We start from the raw sequence: 14,329 nt of genomic DNA on the forward strand, positions 1-14,329 counted from the left end.
CCTTTACAAAGAAGGCATCGCGCTGGCGATCCAGTCCAGTATAGGACCAGACCCAAAGCCGACGATTACCATCATGATTGAAAGCAAAATCAGAGGAACGAGCTCACGAACCGGCTTCATCTTCGACTTGTAAATCTTGCCTTCCAAATTCGCGTTGCCGAAATATCCGTTGATAATAATTGGGAAATAGTAACTGACGTTGAGCAAGCTGCTCGCCAAGATGATCAGCAGCAAAAAGATTTGTCCATAGTCTATGGCCGCCAAAGCCAGATTCCATTTGCTGACAAATCCCGGCAGCATAGGAATACCCACCATGGACAAGCCGCCAAGTGAGAAAATCGCCAAAGTGATAGGCATTTCACGACCGATCCCTCTCATATTATCAATATCCCTCTGCCCAGTCTGCTCGATAAATGAGCTGACAGAGAGAAACAGGCAGGATTTCGTCAGGCCGTGAGCCAGAATATGATAGATGGCAATTGTCATACCCATGGCATTGCCGAGTCCAAAGCCAAAGAAGATGTAACCCATTTGCGCGACACTGGAATAAGCTACCATTCGCTTTAAATCAGTTTGTACGCGGGCAAACAAGGACCCCATAATCATACCCGTCGCGCCAAAGATCAAAATAAGGTTCAGGATCACGGTATCCTTCAAAATCTCATGACCATAAACCATAAACAGCACTTTGAAGAGCAAAACGACCGGCGCCTTGATGACTATGCCGGACAGAATGGCGCTGGATGGTCCCGGCGCTGAAGCATGGGCGTCCGGCAGCCATATATGAAGCGGAAACATAGCTGCTTTAATGCCCAGTCCAATAGTAAACATGGTCAAACTCACTAAAATTGCCCTTTCATTTCCGGCTACACTTACCTGGAGGGTTTCATGAATAGCGCGCATGTTCAAATGACCGGTCATGGAATACAAATAGGCAATCCCCATGAGAACGAGGCCAGAGCCAAGGCTGCTCAAGATCAGGTATTTCATGGTCGCCTTGATATTTTCAGGTTTGTCCTTGATGGCAATCAAACCACACGCTGCCAGCGTACTGACCTCAATGAAGACAAAGCTGTTAAACAAGTCCGAGGTAAATACGATGCCGAGCAGCGAAGCTAACAGCAGATGAATTAAGGTGTAAAATAGTTTAACGCGGTTTTCCTTGATTTCTTTATGAATGCCAAAGCTCGCGTACCAGACCACCATTGTGGAAACAAAGGCGAACAGAACGCCCACAACGGCTTCAATAGGTCCAATGTCGAAGGTAATCCCAAATGGCGCGTCATAATGGCCGATAGTCGCGGTATAATGCTCTACTCTGGCTACATCCACAGCAACCAATGCCAGCATGACCAGGACAACGCCCATGGTTGCCAGGCTGATTTTAGTTACTAATTGACGTTGTTTTATGACAGGCATTATAAACGCGGTGATCATCAGGATCAGTATGGATAATAAACTCGTCAGATGTAAACCTTGCATCTAATCCCCCCTAGAGTCCATCACTTCGGAAAGATCAATGGTTCCGAAGCGTTCGTAAAACAGTATGGTCAGCGCCAGTGCAAAAGCGGTCGTACTGACTGCGACAACAATTCCCGTCAGCATCAGGCCGGTTGGAATTGGGGTCACATAGGCGTCAATCCCTTTAAATGCACCATTTATAATAGGTGCTTCACGGCCTCCAGTATAACCTATGGTAATAAAGAACAAGAATATGCTTGTATCCATGATATTAAGTCCAATAATTTTTCTTATCAGATTATTATTGAGCAGCAGCGTCATAAACCCTACCCCAAACAAAATAACGGTGCCAATCTGGAAATAGTGTGAGGCTAAAAAAGATATCACAGGTGTCCCTCCTCAAACAACGTGGCAATCAGATAGAAGGCAACTGCCACCACAATGCCTACCAGCACATTCAGCGGCAGGATCAAGCCGCTGCTGAGGATGTTTCCAGGGGTCCCCAGCGGAATTGGGAGTCCGTTCATGTGCAGGACCCCCGCAAGGAACGACTGGCCTTTGAGAATCCCATAAAGTAAAAGCGCGGCCAGCGACAACTTTAACAGCCGTTCGCCGGTAAACCTGGCGCCAAATGCATTTGCGCCATTAACATGTCGGTCGAGGATCAGGCAGGCACCCAGTACGCTGCCTCCTGAAAATCCACCTCCAGGCGATAAATGTCCAAATAACATGATATAAAAGCTGAAGATCCATAGAAATGGTAAAAGCCAGCCTACGATACGCCTAATGATGGGCGTGGTCATTACCATCACCTCCATTAGCTTTATCGTTTTTTTGGAGCATCATAAGAACCAGAACCAGTGCTGTAAAAATGACCGAGGCTTCAATAAATGTATCAAAGGCTCTATAATCGAGGATCATACCAGCCACGGCATTGACTGCGCCGGTCTCTTCAATGGACTTCTCCAGGTAGCGGGCTGTCACCTCGTTATAAACGGCACTGTCAGCAGTGCCATAGGGCGGAAAATCCGACAAGCCTATCAGCAAAAAAGCAATGAAGCTTACTGTAATCAGTACGGCTGCGATTTTTCTTTTCATGAGACCTTCCTCCTGACTCTTCGAATAGCCAGTACAAACAGGACTGTCGTGATCCCTGCGCCCACCGCAGCTTCCGTGATGGCCAGATCCGGCGCGTTTAGCTGTTCCCAGAGAACAGCCATCATCAGGCTGTAAATCATAAATACAATAACGGCGCTCATTAAATTTTTAACGTAAGAAACTGCGACGCTGCCTATAATCATAAGGCCCAGTATAAGCATTGAAAAAGTATTCAATGGGATTCAGACCCCCCTTGAGAATTAAGCTTGGATTTCAGGATCCCCCGGGCAATGGCATGTGTCGCTGTGGGATTGGTAATCCAGATAAAGACAACCACCATCAGCAGTTTGAGCGATGCCGAATTAAAACCGGAATAAATCATGAGACCGACCAAACATAGGGCTGCGCCTAAAGTGTCGCACTTCGCGGCGCCGTGGGCACGCGTCAGTGCATCCGGAAATCTGAGGATGCCAAGTGTCCCTACAATAAAGAAGAACAGCCCAAGCAACATTAAAATGACTACAAGACTATCACGCATGCTGCTCGTCCTCCTCTTCAGGCTCTTCTGCGAATTCCCTTGAGATAAATATGGATGCTATAAAGCTGATCAACGCATAGACGAGAACAACATCCAGAAAATAGGTTTCTCTAAGTATAAAAGCGATTAGTGCAATGATGACAATGGTCTTCGTCCCAACGACGTTAATGCCAATAATCCGGTCTCCCTTTGTCGGACCAACAATGACACGAACAAGGCAGATTAACGAAGTTAATGCCAGCGCAACTGCTATAGCGAGTAAAAACTTATCCATTAAGCCGCGCCTCCACTCTAAGCAGAATTTCTTCAATGGGATTCCCGGTTAGCGCCTTGAAATAATCTTGATTCAGCGCGTGTATGGTCAGTTGGTTTTGTTCAAGCTCCACCGTCATGGTCCCGGGCGTCAGTGTTATGGCATTTGACAAAAGTACGATCAACCGCTCGTCTTTAAGACTGGTCGTATAGTGATAAATCTTTGGTTCAATTTGCATAGTTTTACTCAGCACGATTTTTGCCACCTGAAAATTGGCAGCAATAATCTCTTTTATGAGTACTGCAATCAAATAAAGCCAAGACAACCACAGACTCGGGGCATACAGCGGAAGCCCTGCATTTTCTGCAACCTTGACACGTATGAGTTTCAGGACTAACCACGAAAGTCCCAGTCCAATGATGACGGCTTCAATTGTAATTCTTTCAGCCAGCATCAGGAAAAACAACATAAGACCTGTTAACGGCATAATTTTTTTCATATTCATCACCCATTATAATTATTATGCAAATTTCATGCCAAAATACAAACTGCAAGTTACTTTTAATAAATATTCATAAACACAGTTTTTTCAGTCCTTACAAACGTGTTTAATTTCTCCATTTTACTCTTGATTTTATATTACTATACCCATTGTATCATAATGAGTCATCAGGTTTCTCAACAAAAACAATAGATGTCTCAAAACAATACATTTGCATCATTTTGAGACATCTCGATTCATAGCTATACCATGGGACTCCATTTTCCTGTAAAGCGTTGCCCTGCCAATGCCTAACGCACGTGCCGCCTGCGCGACGTTTCCGCGGCAGATCCTAATCGCATGAAGAACAGCCTGTCGTTCAATTTCTGAAAGAGGCACAACGCGCTCCTCAGAGGTGACAAACTCTCGACGGGCATCAAGACGAATATAACTTGGAATCAAATTTTCTTCCAAAGGGGCTTCCCCAGCCAGACTGACCATCATCTGCATGACGTTTTGCAGCTCCCTAACATTGCCTGGCCAGTCATAATTGGTCATTGCCCTATAGAATCCTTCCGCAATCAGCGGACGGTCTGTTGTGTGTTTATTAAGCTGACTGTAAAAATTGTCGATCAGCTTCGGTATGTCACTCCTGCGTTCCCTGAGCGCCGGCGTGTATATTGGCATAACATTGAGCCTATAGTAGAGGTCACTTCTGAAGTTGCCTTTTTCGACTTCCGCTTTCAAATTTTTGTGCGTCGCTGCAATTACCCGCACATCTACCGGAAGAACGTCGTAACCGCCAACTCTCACGACCTGCCTGGTTTCCAGTACTCGAAGGAGCATAGCCTGTGTATCCAGGGGCATGTCGCCAATCTCATCCAGGAACAGTGTCCCGCCGTCCGAAAGTTCAAATTTTCCGGGCTGACCGCCTTTGCGTGCGCCTGTAAAAGCGCCTTCCACATAGCCAAAGAGTTCACTCGCAACCAGATCTCGAGGAATTGCGCCGCAGTTGATGAAGACAAAGGGCTGATTCTTCCTTCGACTCGCATTGTGTATGCCCTGAGCGAACATCTCCTTGCCTGTGCCGCTTTCGCCATAGAGAAGAATATTGGCATCAGAATCGGCCACTCTTCGCGCCATATCCACCGCTTGTTTGATTTCTCGACTGTCACCAAGAATATCGTTAAAGGTGTAGATCGCTGTCGCCCCGACTATTTTGTTGACCAGGCTGTGAACACGCTTAGACTCTCTAAAAGTCAAAACCGCTTCCTTTTTTCCACTCTGCGTCTGGCTGATCGGCGTCATATTGACGAGAACTGAAACGCGCTTGCCGTTTTTCTTTCGAAGAAAAACCTCCACTTCGTCTAATCGGGCGCTGTTCCTGACCATATTGATATAGCCTTTCATCTTTTCCGCTTCAATTAGTGTTTCGAGCTTCTGGCCCAAAATTTCCTTTTCGTTGTAGCCGAGATATTTTCTCGCAAAATGGTTAATTTCAGTTATTTCACCCGTTGAATCGACACATAAAATGCCTTCACGGATAGACTCCATGATAGCCAGATAATGTTCGCTCGCCCGCTTTGCTTCAAGGTGTGCCGCCTCGAGCTCCAATTCGTGTTCAATTGCTTCCGCAGACGCCATGACCATTCCCAGCGTGTGCGGGTGAACCAGATCATAGTCCCCCGACATACTGATTACAGCTACCACTTCGCCATGCTTTCCATGGATTGGCGAAGCTGATGTCGTCCAGTCGTGAAATGCCCTGTGATAATGCTCAGCGCCCATGACCTGAATGGAATGGTCTGCTTTTAACGCGATCCCAATGCCATTGGTTCCAATGGCCGACTCACTGACGTTGCAGCCGCTGTGCAGCCTGAGATGTCTGTACTCCTCCAGCATCGACTGGTCACCATAGCTTCCGAGCACCCAACCTTCACGGTCTGTCAGCCTCAGAATCATCCTGGACTCGCCCACCGCTTTATATAGAGTTTCCATAAAAGGTTTGGCAATTTTAAGGACATCACCCAATTGCTCTCTCCTCAGCTCCAGCTCTTTTTCATTGAGGTCATCATCAGCCCACGGTCCATCTTGATGGACACCTGCATATCTGCAGCGCTCCCAGGATTCCACTATTTCAGGCCTGAGCACTTTGGAGTCGATGAGTCCTGTCTCGTAGAATCTCAGCCATGCTTTTTCCAGTTTAGAACGATTTTGCAGCAATTTTCTCGTAGACAGAAGCTCACCTCCCCCGGTAACTCTAATTACTCATTCCAAAGCCGCTGTCTCAACAAGGTTCTGACCTCGCCAATCATATACAGTGACCCAAAACACAAGATTGCGTCATGTGTTCCCGGCGACAAATGTTCAAACGCCAAATCCAAAGCATCGGCTATAGCCGGACGGACAATGACTGTCTTACCATAAGGCGCCATGCGCTCAGCCAAACCCTCTGCACTCATTTTTCTTGGATTGTTTGGTTCAGTTGCAATAACTGTATCGAGCAGCGGCATCATAACACTCAGCATGCCCGAGATATCCTTATCTCCAAGAATACCGACAACAGCGACAATTCGCTGCTCCGGCATAAGTCGTTTGACGGCTGCCGCCAGACCGGACGCCCCATGGAAATTGTGGGCGCCATCGATCATTACCAGCGGCTCGTGGGACATGACTTCGAGACGTCCAGGCCAGACTGCAGCCGCTAGCCCGTCGCGGATCGCATTGTCCGAAATTTCAATGTCATAGGCTTCCTTGAGGGCTTCCGCAGTGGTCAACGCCACAACGGCATTGTTGACCTGATAGTCGCCAATCAGCTTTAAGCAGTAGGCATTGTCAAAGAGTTTAAAAACAGTACCTTCAAGGGTTGCAGACTGGATCGATGCCTCTTCACAGGGTGCGACCACCAGGCGCGTGCCAAGTTCCTGGCAGCGGGAAGCTATAACGTCCATGGCTTCCTGCGCCTGAGGATGAACAACGCAGACCGAATCCGCCTTGATGATGCCCGCCTTTTCAAAGGCGACTTTGTCCAAAGTGTCACCCAAATATTCTACGTGATCAAGATCCACTGGCGTAATCACGGACACTAAAGGCTTCTTGATGACATTGGTGGAGTCAAGACGGCCACCCAGGCCAACCTCCAGCACCACATAATCCACTTTGTGTCTTGCATAGTACTCAAAGGCCACCGCAGTGACGATTTCAAATTCGGTTGGATGAGTACAGCCTTCACTCAGCATGCGGTCCACGTGATTCTTGACAAAGGAAACGACCTCTGCCAGAGACTGATCATCAATGTTCTCCCCGTTGATCCGGATGCGCTCATTGAACACCTCCAGATAGGGCGACGTGTAGAGCCCGACTCTGTAGCCCTGGGCTCTCAAAATCGAATAGATCATAGTTGACGTGGAGCCTTTGCCATTTGTCCCGGCGACGTGGATATACGCCAGCCGGTCCTGAGGATTGCCCATATAATCGAGGAGCTGTGTTATATTATCGAGGCCGAGCTTGCTGCCAAATTGATAGGTGCTGTGGATATAATCGATCGCTTCACGAACATTCATGCCGCTTCTCTCCTATTTGAGTTTGGATTTGACTTTGTCGAGTCTGTCTTGAGAGAGGGTCAGCATCTCTGCCAGTGTCACGCGCTTCGCGCGCTCCTCCTCAACCAGCTGAGCCGGTGCTTTGGCGACAAAGCCTGCATTGCCCAGTTTAGAGTCAATGCGGTCAATTTCCGCAGTCAGCTTCTTCACTTCTCTTTCAAGGCGCTCAGATTCCTTTTTGTAGTCGATCAAGTCGTCCAGCGGCATGAGCAGTTCTCCGCCCGGAACGACTACCGAAACAGCATCCTCTACGACTTCGCCTTCGACAAACGCCCGTACTTCAGAGGCTGAAGCAAGGCTTTCGAGATACGTTTTTTGATCCAGGAAGACCGGCATGAGTTCCGGCGATACCTTGACAATAAGTCTGGCTTTTCTGGACGGTGCGACCTCCATTTCAGCCCGGGAGTTACGGATGCTGCGGATGGCGTCCATCAGAATCTCCATGGCACGCTCAGCGTCGGCATCCACATGGCCCAGATTCGCCACCGGCCAAGGCGTCACAATCAGGTCAGCGTCCTTGGATGGGAGGTGCTGCCAGATCTCTTCCGTAATAAACGGTATAAACGGATGGAGCAGCTTCAGAATATCTCTAAGCACGGAGAGAAGGACTTTCTGAACAGTCGCTTTTTCCTCCGGATTTTCGCCGTAAAGACGTTTCTTCGCAGTTTCGATGTACCAGTCACAGTATTCGTTCCATACAAATTCATAAATCTTATTGGCAGCGACGCCAAGCTCAAACTTTTCGAGGTTTTCCGTAGACTCTGTGGTCAACTGGGACAGTCTCGAGAGAATCCAGCGGTCCGCCAGGGTCAGCGTTTCAGAGCCGTCCAGTGCCCCCGGATCCTTTTCAATGCCCATCAAAACGAAGCGGGAAGCATTCCACAATTTGTTCGCGAAGTTCCGGCTGGACTCGACGCGGTCAATCTGGAACTTAAGGTCATTGCCCGGGCTGTTGCCCGTCGCCAGCATAAAGCGCAGCGCGTCAGCGCCAAACTGGTCAATGATATCCAGCGGATCAACGCCGTTACCCAGAGACTTGGACATTTTTTTGCCGTCCGCCGCCCTGACCAATCCGTGGATGAATACTTTATCAAAGGGAATGTCACCCATGGCATCAAGACCCGAGAAGACCATACGGACTACCCAGAAGAAAATGATGTCATAGCCTGTGACCAAAACGCTGGTCGGATAAAAATAATCGAGATCAGGTGTTTTTTCAGGCCAGCCCAAAGTTGAAAACGGCCAAAGGGCTGAGCTGAACCAAGTGTCGAGGACATCCTCGTCCTGTCGGAAGTTCGTGCCGCCGCAGTCCGCGCAAGTATCCGGCATCTCCCTGGCCACAACGACTTTGCTGCAATGCTCACAGTAGTAAGCAGGGATTCGGTGACCCCACCAGAGTTGTCTGGAGATACACCAGTCGCGGATATTCTCCAGCCAGTGCATATAAATTTTCGTAAAGCGCTCCGGTACAAACTCCAGAGTGTTATTTTTGACGACTTCAATGGCCGGTCCCGCGAGAGGCTCCATGCTGACAAACCACTGGTCGGACAGCATTGGCTCAATGATGGTATGGCAGCGGTAGCAAGTGCCTACATTGTGCTGGTGCTCTTTGATTTCAATAAGATGACCTGAAGCTTTCAGCTTTTCGACGACGGCTTTTCTGCAGGTGAAGCGGTCCATGCCTTCGAATTCACCCGCGGCGGCGTTCATGGTCCCATCGAAGTTCATGGCTTCGACGGTCTCCAAGTTGTGGCGCTTGCCAATTTCATAGTCATTAGGGTCATGGGCAGGCGTCACTTTCAGAGCGCCGGTACCGACTTCGCGGTCGACGTAGGCATCCGCGACTATCGGCAGAGCTCTTCCAACAAGCGGAAGAATTGCCACTTTGCCAACGTATTTGGCATAGCGCGGATCCTCCGGATGCACCGCTATCCCCGTGTCGCCCAGCATGGTTTCCGGGCGGGTCGTAGCGATTTCGAGGTAATCGTCCTCCGAATCCTGGAGATAGTATTTGATATGATAGAACGCACCTTGCTTTTCTTCGTGTTCGACCTCAGCGTCCGAAAGCGTGGTCATGCAGTCCGGGCACCAGTTGATCAGACGGTTCCCGCGGTAAATCAGACCTTTTTCGTAAAGGCGGATAAAGACTTCTGTTACCGCCTGGTTACAGCCTTCGTCCATGGTGAAGCGCTCGCGGTCCCAGTCGCAGGAGCTGCCCAGCTTCATCATCTGGTTGACGATCTGGCGGCCGTAATCCTCACGCCATGCCCAGGCGCGCTCCAGGAAGCCGTCGCGGCCGACCTCTTCCTTGTTAAGGCCTTCTTCCTTCTTGATCTTCTCAACCACTTTGACCTCGGTAGCGATGCTGGCATGGTCCGTTCCCGGCAGCCAGAGGGCCTCAAAGCCCTGCATGCGCCTCCAGCGGATCAGGATATCCTGTAAGGTTTGATCCAGCGCATGGCCCATGTGAAGCTGTCCTGTGATGTTTGGAGGAGGAAGTACAATTGTGTAAGGCTTCTTGTCCGGATTGACCTCTGCCTTAAATTGCTTCTTATCCATCCAGCCTGCGTAAATTTTGTCCTCAAAGGCTTTAGGATCATAAGTTTTGCCCATTTCACCCGCGGCTGGCATTTCTTGCGTCATTTTTTCAATGTTTTTCTCTTCCACAATGTTCACTCCCGACTATGATTCTTTTTTCTGACCTTTTCCGATCTTTTGGGAAATAAAAAAAACTCCATCCCAATCAAGGGACGAAGTCTATTCGCGTTACCACCCCAGTTCCGTCTGCTCATCCCGGTGCAGCCTGCTTTGCAAGCGCTTCCGAGACTCCGCTTCGCGGCACCTCCATTGACGTCAAACGGCGTCACCCGTCCAGCGCTTGGCTTCTCAAAAGCGTTCGCGCCGGCCGCTCCACAGCGACCTTCAGCCTCACAACCCGCGAAGTGTCTCCCAGCCATGGACACTCTCTCTGAACACATTGTTAAGGCCTACTCCTCTGTTTCTCAGCGTTTTAAGTGCTCTGCCTGCCGATGGTCACCCAACCGCAGACATAATCACATTCTTCATTTAGTTTGCTGAGCACATTATACAAGAAGCAGGCGCACTAGTCAAGGAGGCAATAGGCGTAAGCCGCAATAGGCGTAAGCCGCAATAGGCATATGGAAGCGAGGGGGGGTGCAACCCGCGGCCATCGGCCACCCGCCTTTAATCTTTAACATGCTATTTAAGAAGGTGCATACAGCACCGGCGTTCCAGATACCACACCAACTCGCGGGCCATGCTTCTGAAGTCGTAATGAAAAATGCTCCAGTCACGCTGATAATTGACATAAACAATCCGCTTTATACTCATGGAAGGCAAATACGGATTGCCGTCTACGGTCGAAGAATCCTGATAAATACACAGCCGGGTCACGCGGCCCATGCCCCGCTTCATAGTCTCTGGGTCAATACCGGTCTCCACTGGCTCTTCATGTACAATCGCAAACCAAAGCATGCCGTCAATCTCGCCTTCCAGATAGCCTCTATGCCTGTGATCATTGATGACCTTGATATTATGCTCATAAGAACCCATATGACATCCCACCCATCTGTCCGACGACGAAGCCCCCACAAAAAACAGAGGGAATACCAGAATAATATACTTCTAGTATTCCCAAATTTGAATGGTCTACACAATAACTTTTATTGAAAGATCACGTCAATCTCTGCCACAGCGGATTTGATCACCAGTTCAATCTGTTCCTCGGACTGGTCATAGCCCTCGGAATAATAGATACCATCCTCTTTGATGAAGCCGTTACTTGATAGGGATTGGTCTCCTACAATCCCTTTGTAATCGACACTGACGCCGACGCCCTCCGGCACCACAAGGCGGATGGAGGTCGCGCCGCAGTTGATTTCAACGGTTGAACGCTCGACGAGGTTCCCCATTCTGAGATCAAGGTCTCCGGCGCCCATGTTGATTTGCAGTCGTTCCACCGGGATCTTTTCAAGACTCATATCGCTTTCCATAGCACCGGCATCGACTTTGAGGTCCCATTTGACCTTAGGATTTAAATAGAGATCATAATCCAGTTTTTCGTGAATATCATCAAAACGAAGACCTTCTTCGGGATTAAAGTTATAAGCAATGGCACTTTCGCTCCTGCGGCTTCCAACCTGGTATAGCTTTCCGGGCACCACATAGGACATGGCACTTTGATCCGTCAGACCAACTTTGAAAGTTCCCGCCGGAAGGGCGATATCCACGCTGGCTTTATCGATGCCGTCCAAATCAGAGAGGGCAAAGCTGCCACTGGTTATGCCGGAGACCCAGGCATCAGCGTTTCTGTCCCCACGCTCGACAATGGACCAAGGCAGGGTCATCCCGAAGAAATCAAGATCCCGGTCACGGCTGCCAACCATGGTGCCATAAAGCAGAATTGCTGCAATGAACAGCACCCAAGTTATAAGGCCAATGTAAGGAAATCTCCTGAATATGATATTGACGCCAACGACAACGAAGATGAGCGGCCAAAGATCGAAGAGCGCACTGATTATGGAGATATTGATATAGCCAAACTTGACGAGCAGCCAGACAACGCCTATGGCAATGAAGGTCAGACCAACGCCTATGCCGTCTGCAATCTGTTTGTGACGTCTTCTGCGAAGTGCTTTGTCACGCTCTTCAATCTCTGCGCTGGTTAGGACTGCGCTGCCTTTTGCGCTGGAATCCCGCTGAGGTTCAAGCTTGGGTTGTGATGTGGGTTGTGCTTTAGGTTGTTCCGGTTGACTTGTTTGCTGCTGATCGTCCATCTTCAGTCACCTCTGCCCTTCATGACAATCAATCCGCCAATAAGAATCAGAACTACCGGCAGAATCAGAGAGAAATCAAACCAAGGCAGGACTTGTCGGAAAAATAACAGTGCGCCAAGTCCAATAAAACCGAGACCAATGATGAGCCGCGCGTTGTCATTGTTGAATTCGTGTGATTTCCTGCCGCCTGCGGAAGCCGGGTCCACGCCTTCATAGCCCTGATCTTCCTGAACGAATTCATAACCGCCTTCACCAACCGGGCGCTTTGGGATGACAATGGCACAAATGATATAAGCCAAAAGGCCTGTCCCTCCGAAGATGACCATGACTGCCCACAGAATTCTCACAATCACAGGATCTATGTTGAAATACTCCGCCACGCCGCTGCACACACCGGCTATGACGACGTCATTATTGGATCGATACAGTCTTTTCATGACTTAGACCTCCTTGGTTGCTGATTCAGCTGGTTTATTGGGTTCTGAGGCATTGACAGCCGTCTCGGCAATCTCATCTTCAACGGTTTCATAGTCAAAGTTTTCAGCGCTTGAGCCTGCTTCCGGCCCAATGCCAGTCGACGGTTGTGCCGCCGAAGCTACATCTGCTCCGGGATCTGTTTTCAGCTCCGTCTTCATTTCTGACGGCATATCCGGTTTGGCGCCCGCCACAGGATCAAAAGTTTCTTCCTCCCGTCTGCTTCTGCCGCCACCGCTTCCCGGTCCGCTGCCTGGCCCCTGTGTCCCCCGCCCGCTTAATGGCGCTTCAGGAATAATCAGTCCAGCCGCAATGTAAAACAAAACACCGATGCATGTAAAACCAATAAAAATCATGCCAAGTCGAATGACGGTGGGATCGATGCCCGTATATTCACCAATGCCGCCGCAGACACCAAACAACATTCGATTTTCCCTGGAGCGATACAATTTTTTTTCCATAGGTTTTGACCTCCTTTTCTTTACAGCATGATCATACCATATGCTATCTTGTTTTACAAGGTACTCAGTTAAACACTATAGATTAAATGATTCTTAAGAACTTAATGATTTTTTAACAAACTGTTGGGGCGGAAGGATCAACAGGTTACGTCCGCATGGAAGCCGGGGTTAGCAGGCGACAACCGCTGGCACCGTCCACCCCAATCAAAAAGCCCCGGACGTGTTCTCCGAGGCTTCTTATTAATTCATGTGGCTACAATTAAATCTTAACCCCGTCCATGGCCCGGACCAAAGATTCTCTCCGCGATCCGAATACCGGTCGGTGTTGCCGCAAGGCCGCCCATGGCCGTTTCTCTGAGCGTTGGGGACATAACTTTACCTACGCGGTACATAGCGTCCACGACTTCATCAAATGGGATCGCCGTTTCCAACCCTGCCAGAGCCATGTCCGCCGAAAGGATGGCATTGGCCGTACCCAGCGCATTCCGTTTCGCGCAGGGACATTCCACCAGACCTGCGATTGGGTCACATACGAGCCCCAAGATGTTCTTGATGGTAAAAGACGCCGCGCTCAGCGCAGCTGCAGGACTGCCGCCCATCATTTCCACAATGGCGGCAGAGGCCATAGCGGATGCCGTACCCGTCTCCGCCTGACATCCCCCTTCAGAACCAGCTACCGTAGCGTTTCTGGAAAATAGAAAACCTATAGCGGATGCTGTTAAAAGCGCCTCAACCAATTCCTCATCTGTCTTACCCTGCCTGAGACCGGTTGAGACCAAAGCCCCGGGCACAATCCCACAGGATCCCGCCGTAGGGGATGCCACAATCCGCCCCATGGAGGCATTGACCTCCATGACCGACATAGCATTGGTCATAGCTTGAAACATATCCCGCCCGGACAGCGGCTCATGTGTCGCCGCATACTGCGACAGCTTGTAGGCTTCTCCGCCAATCAGTCCGCTGACTGACTTGACACCTTCATGAAGCCCCGCCTGTATGGCTGTCTTCATAACATTAAGGCTGTCAAGCATCTGACCGCGGATCTCCTCCGCGGATCTTTTCGACATTTCTACTTCCCTTGCCAGCATAACCTGAGCAATAGTCATCTTTTTCTCGCCGCAAATTTCCAGAAGTTCTTCACCGGTTGTAAATCTATAAGTCATAC

The 14,329-nt window shown here is 49.5% G+C and carries 16 protein-coding genes and 1 other annotated feature; all 16 genes read right to left on the bottom strand.

The genetic code is table 11. The annotated features are described in order from the left end of the window. Positions 1-3: 3 nt before the first annotated feature. The 16 genes from OEL90_RS03900 to sdaAA all read right to left on the bottom strand — a co-directional run bounded on the left by OEL90_RS03900 (position 4) and on the right by sdaAA (position 14,327). Complete coding sequence (locus OEL90_RS03900; protein ID WP_291403207.1) at positions 4-1,482, bottom strand: complex I subunit 5 family protein; 1,479 nt, start codon at positions 1,480-1,482, stop codon at positions 4-6. Further along, complete coding sequence (locus OEL90_RS03905; RefSeq protein ID WP_300687196.1) at positions 1,483-1,848, bottom strand: sodium:proton antiporter; 366 nt, start codon at positions 1,846-1,848, stop codon at positions 1,483-1,485. It lies immediately after the preceding gene. Continuing rightward, positions 1,845-2,264 carry an MnhB domain-containing protein gene (locus OEL90_RS03910; protein WP_291403203.1) on the bottom strand — a complete coding sequence of 140 codons (420 nt, stop codon included), beginning with the start codon at positions 2,262-2,264 and terminating at the stop codon, positions 1,845-1,847. Before OEL90_RS03910 ends, OEL90_RS03905 begins: the two co-directional genes overlap by 4 nt. Then, complete coding sequence (gene mbhE / locus OEL90_RS03915) at positions 2,245-2,559, bottom strand: hydrogen gas-evolving membrane-bound hydrogenase subunit E (RefSeq protein WP_291403202.1); 315 nt, start codon at positions 2,557-2,559, stop codon at positions 2,245-2,247. The genes OEL90_RS03910 and mbhE overlap by 20 nt, the downstream gene beginning before the upstream one ends. Continuing rightward, entirely contained in the window at positions 2,556-2,795 is a 240-nt protein-coding gene (locus OEL90_RS03920; RefSeq protein WP_291403200.1) for a Na(+)/H(+) antiporter subunit B, read from the bottom strand. The genes mbhE and OEL90_RS03920 overlap by 4 nt, the downstream gene beginning before the upstream one ends. Further along, positions 2,792-3,097 carry a monovalent cation/H(+) antiporter subunit G gene (gene mnhG, locus OEL90_RS03925; RefSeq protein ID WP_300687198.1) on the bottom strand — a complete coding sequence of 102 codons (306 nt, stop codon included), beginning with the start codon at positions 3,095-3,097 and terminating at the stop codon, positions 2,792-2,794. Before mnhG ends, OEL90_RS03920 begins: the two co-directional genes overlap by 4 nt. Then, positions 3,090-3,371: a monovalent cation/H+ antiporter complex subunit F gene (locus tag OEL90_RS03930; protein ID WP_291403196.1), complete on the bottom strand. Its 282-nt coding sequence runs from the start codon at positions 3,369-3,371 to the stop codon at positions 3,090-3,092. The genes mnhG and OEL90_RS03930 overlap by 8 nt, the downstream gene beginning before the upstream one ends. Then, the gene (locus tag OEL90_RS03935; protein WP_300687199.1) at positions 3,364-3,849 is read right to left on the bottom strand and encodes a Na+/H+ antiporter subunit E; all 486 of its coding nucleotides are present in this window, start codon (positions 3,847-3,849) and stop codon (positions 3,364-3,366) included. Before OEL90_RS03935 ends, OEL90_RS03930 begins: the two co-directional genes overlap by 8 nt. Positions 3,850-4,068: 219 nt before the next feature. Beyond that, positions 4,069-6,054 (bottom strand): sigma-54-dependent Fis family transcriptional regulator, encoded by a 1,986-nt coding sequence (locus OEL90_RS03940; protein WP_291403192.1) that lies wholly within the window; start codon positions 6,052-6,054, stop codon positions 4,069-4,071. Between the two features lie 41 nt (positions 6,055-6,095). Next, positions 6,096-7,394, bottom strand: coding sequence for a bifunctional folylpolyglutamate synthase/dihydrofolate synthase (locus tag OEL90_RS03945; RefSeq protein ID WP_291403190.1), 1,299 nt, complete (start codon positions 7,392-7,394; stop codon positions 6,096-6,098). A gap of 12 nt (positions 7,395-7,406) precedes the next feature. After that, the gene (locus OEL90_RS03950) at positions 7,407-10,046 is read right to left on the bottom strand and encodes a valine--tRNA ligase (protein ID WP_291403269.1); all 2,640 of its coding nucleotides are present in this window, start codon (positions 10,044-10,046) and stop codon (positions 7,407-7,409) included. A 130-nt stretch (positions 10,047-10,176) separates the two neighbouring features. After that, positions 10,177-10,446 (bottom strand) — a binding site (T-box leader). A gap of 206 nt (positions 10,447-10,652) precedes the next feature. Then, the gene (locus tag OEL90_RS03955; RefSeq protein ID WP_291403188.1) at positions 10,653-11,006 is read right to left on the bottom strand and encodes a hypothetical protein; all 354 of its coding nucleotides are present in this window, start codon (positions 11,004-11,006) and stop codon (positions 10,653-10,655) included. A 110-nt stretch (positions 11,007-11,116) separates the two neighbouring features. Further along, the gene (locus tag OEL90_RS03960; protein ID WP_291403186.1) at positions 11,117-12,229 is read right to left on the bottom strand and encodes a LiaF domain-containing protein; all 1,113 of its coding nucleotides are present in this window, start codon (positions 12,227-12,229) and stop codon (positions 11,117-11,119) included. Positions 12,230-12,231: 2 nt separating this feature from the next. Beyond that, on the bottom strand, positions 12,232-12,666 hold the full coding sequence (locus tag OEL90_RS03965) for a PspC domain-containing protein (RefSeq protein WP_291403183.1): 435 nt from the start codon (positions 12,664-12,666) through the stop codon (positions 12,232-12,234). A 3-nt stretch (positions 12,667-12,669) separates the two neighbouring features. Further along, positions 12,670-13,164, bottom strand: coding sequence for a PspC domain-containing protein (locus tag OEL90_RS15150; RefSeq protein WP_331488103.1), 495 nt, complete (start codon positions 13,162-13,164; stop codon positions 12,670-12,672). 266 nt (positions 13,165-13,430) lie between these two features. Then, positions 13,431-14,327 (bottom strand): L-serine ammonia-lyase, iron-sulfur-dependent, subunit alpha, encoded by an 897-nt coding sequence (gene sdaAA / locus OEL90_RS03975; protein WP_291403181.1) that lies wholly within the window; start codon positions 14,325-14,327, stop codon positions 13,431-13,433. Positions 14,328-14,329: the final 2 nt, after the last annotated feature.

Origin of the sequence: Acidaminobacter sp. (assembly GCF_030247605.1) — a bacterium.
Taxonomy (GTDB): Bacteria; Bacillota; Clostridia; order Peptostreptococcales; family Acidaminobacteraceae; genus Acidaminobacter.

What these genes read in the sequence shown, in the direction of transcription:
- OEL90_RS03900 (WP_291403207.1), bottom strand. Translation starts at nt 1,482, where the DNA reads ATGCAAGGTTTACATCTGACGAGTTTATTATCCATACTGATCCTGATG.
- OEL90_RS03910 (WP_291403203.1), bottom strand. Translation starts at nt 2,264, where the DNA reads ATGACCACGCCCATCATTAGGCGTATCGTAGGCTGGCTTTTACCATTT.
- mbhE (WP_291403202.1), bottom strand. Translation starts at nt 2,559, where the DNA reads ATGAAAAGAAAAATCGCAGCCGTACTGATTACAGTAAGCTTCATTGCT.
- mnhG (WP_300687198.1), bottom strand. Translation starts at nt 3,097, where the DNA reads ATGCGTGATAGTCTTGTAGTCATTTTAATGTTGCTTGGGCTGTTCTTC.
- OEL90_RS03930 (WP_291403196.1), bottom strand. Translation starts at nt 3,371, where the DNA reads ATGGATAAGTTTTTACTCGCTATAGCAGTTGCGCTGGCATTAACTTCG.
- OEL90_RS03935 (WP_300687199.1), bottom strand. Translation starts at nt 3,849, where the DNA reads ATGAAAAAAATTATGCCGTTAACAGGTCTTATGTTGTTTTTCCTGATG.
- OEL90_RS03945 (WP_291403190.1), bottom strand. Translation starts at nt 7,394, where the DNA reads ATGAATGTTCGTGAAGCGATCGATTATATCCACAGCACCTATCAATTT.
- OEL90_RS03950 (WP_291403269.1), bottom strand. Translation starts at nt 10,046, where the DNA reads ATGGGCAAAACTTATGATCCTAAAGCCTTTGAGGACAAAATTTACGCA.
- OEL90_RS03955 (WP_291403188.1), bottom strand. Translation starts at nt 11,006, where the DNA reads ATGGGTTCTTATGAGCATAATATCAAGGTCATCAATGATCACAGGCAT.
- OEL90_RS03960 (WP_291403186.1), bottom strand. Translation starts at nt 12,229, where the DNA reads ATGGACGATCAGCAGCAAACAAGTCAACCGGAACAACCTAAAGCACAA.
- OEL90_RS03965 (WP_291403183.1), bottom strand. Translation starts at nt 12,666, where the DNA reads ATGAAAAGACTGTATCGATCCAATAATGACGTCGTCATAGCCGGTGTG.
- OEL90_RS15150 (WP_331488103.1), bottom strand. Translation starts at nt 13,164, where the DNA reads ATGGAAAAAAAATTGTATCGCTCCAGGGAAAATCGAATGTTGTTTGGT.
- sdaAA (WP_291403181.1), bottom strand. Translation starts at nt 14,327, where the DNA reads ATGACTTATAGATTTACAACCGGTGAAGAACTTCTGGAAATTTGCGGC.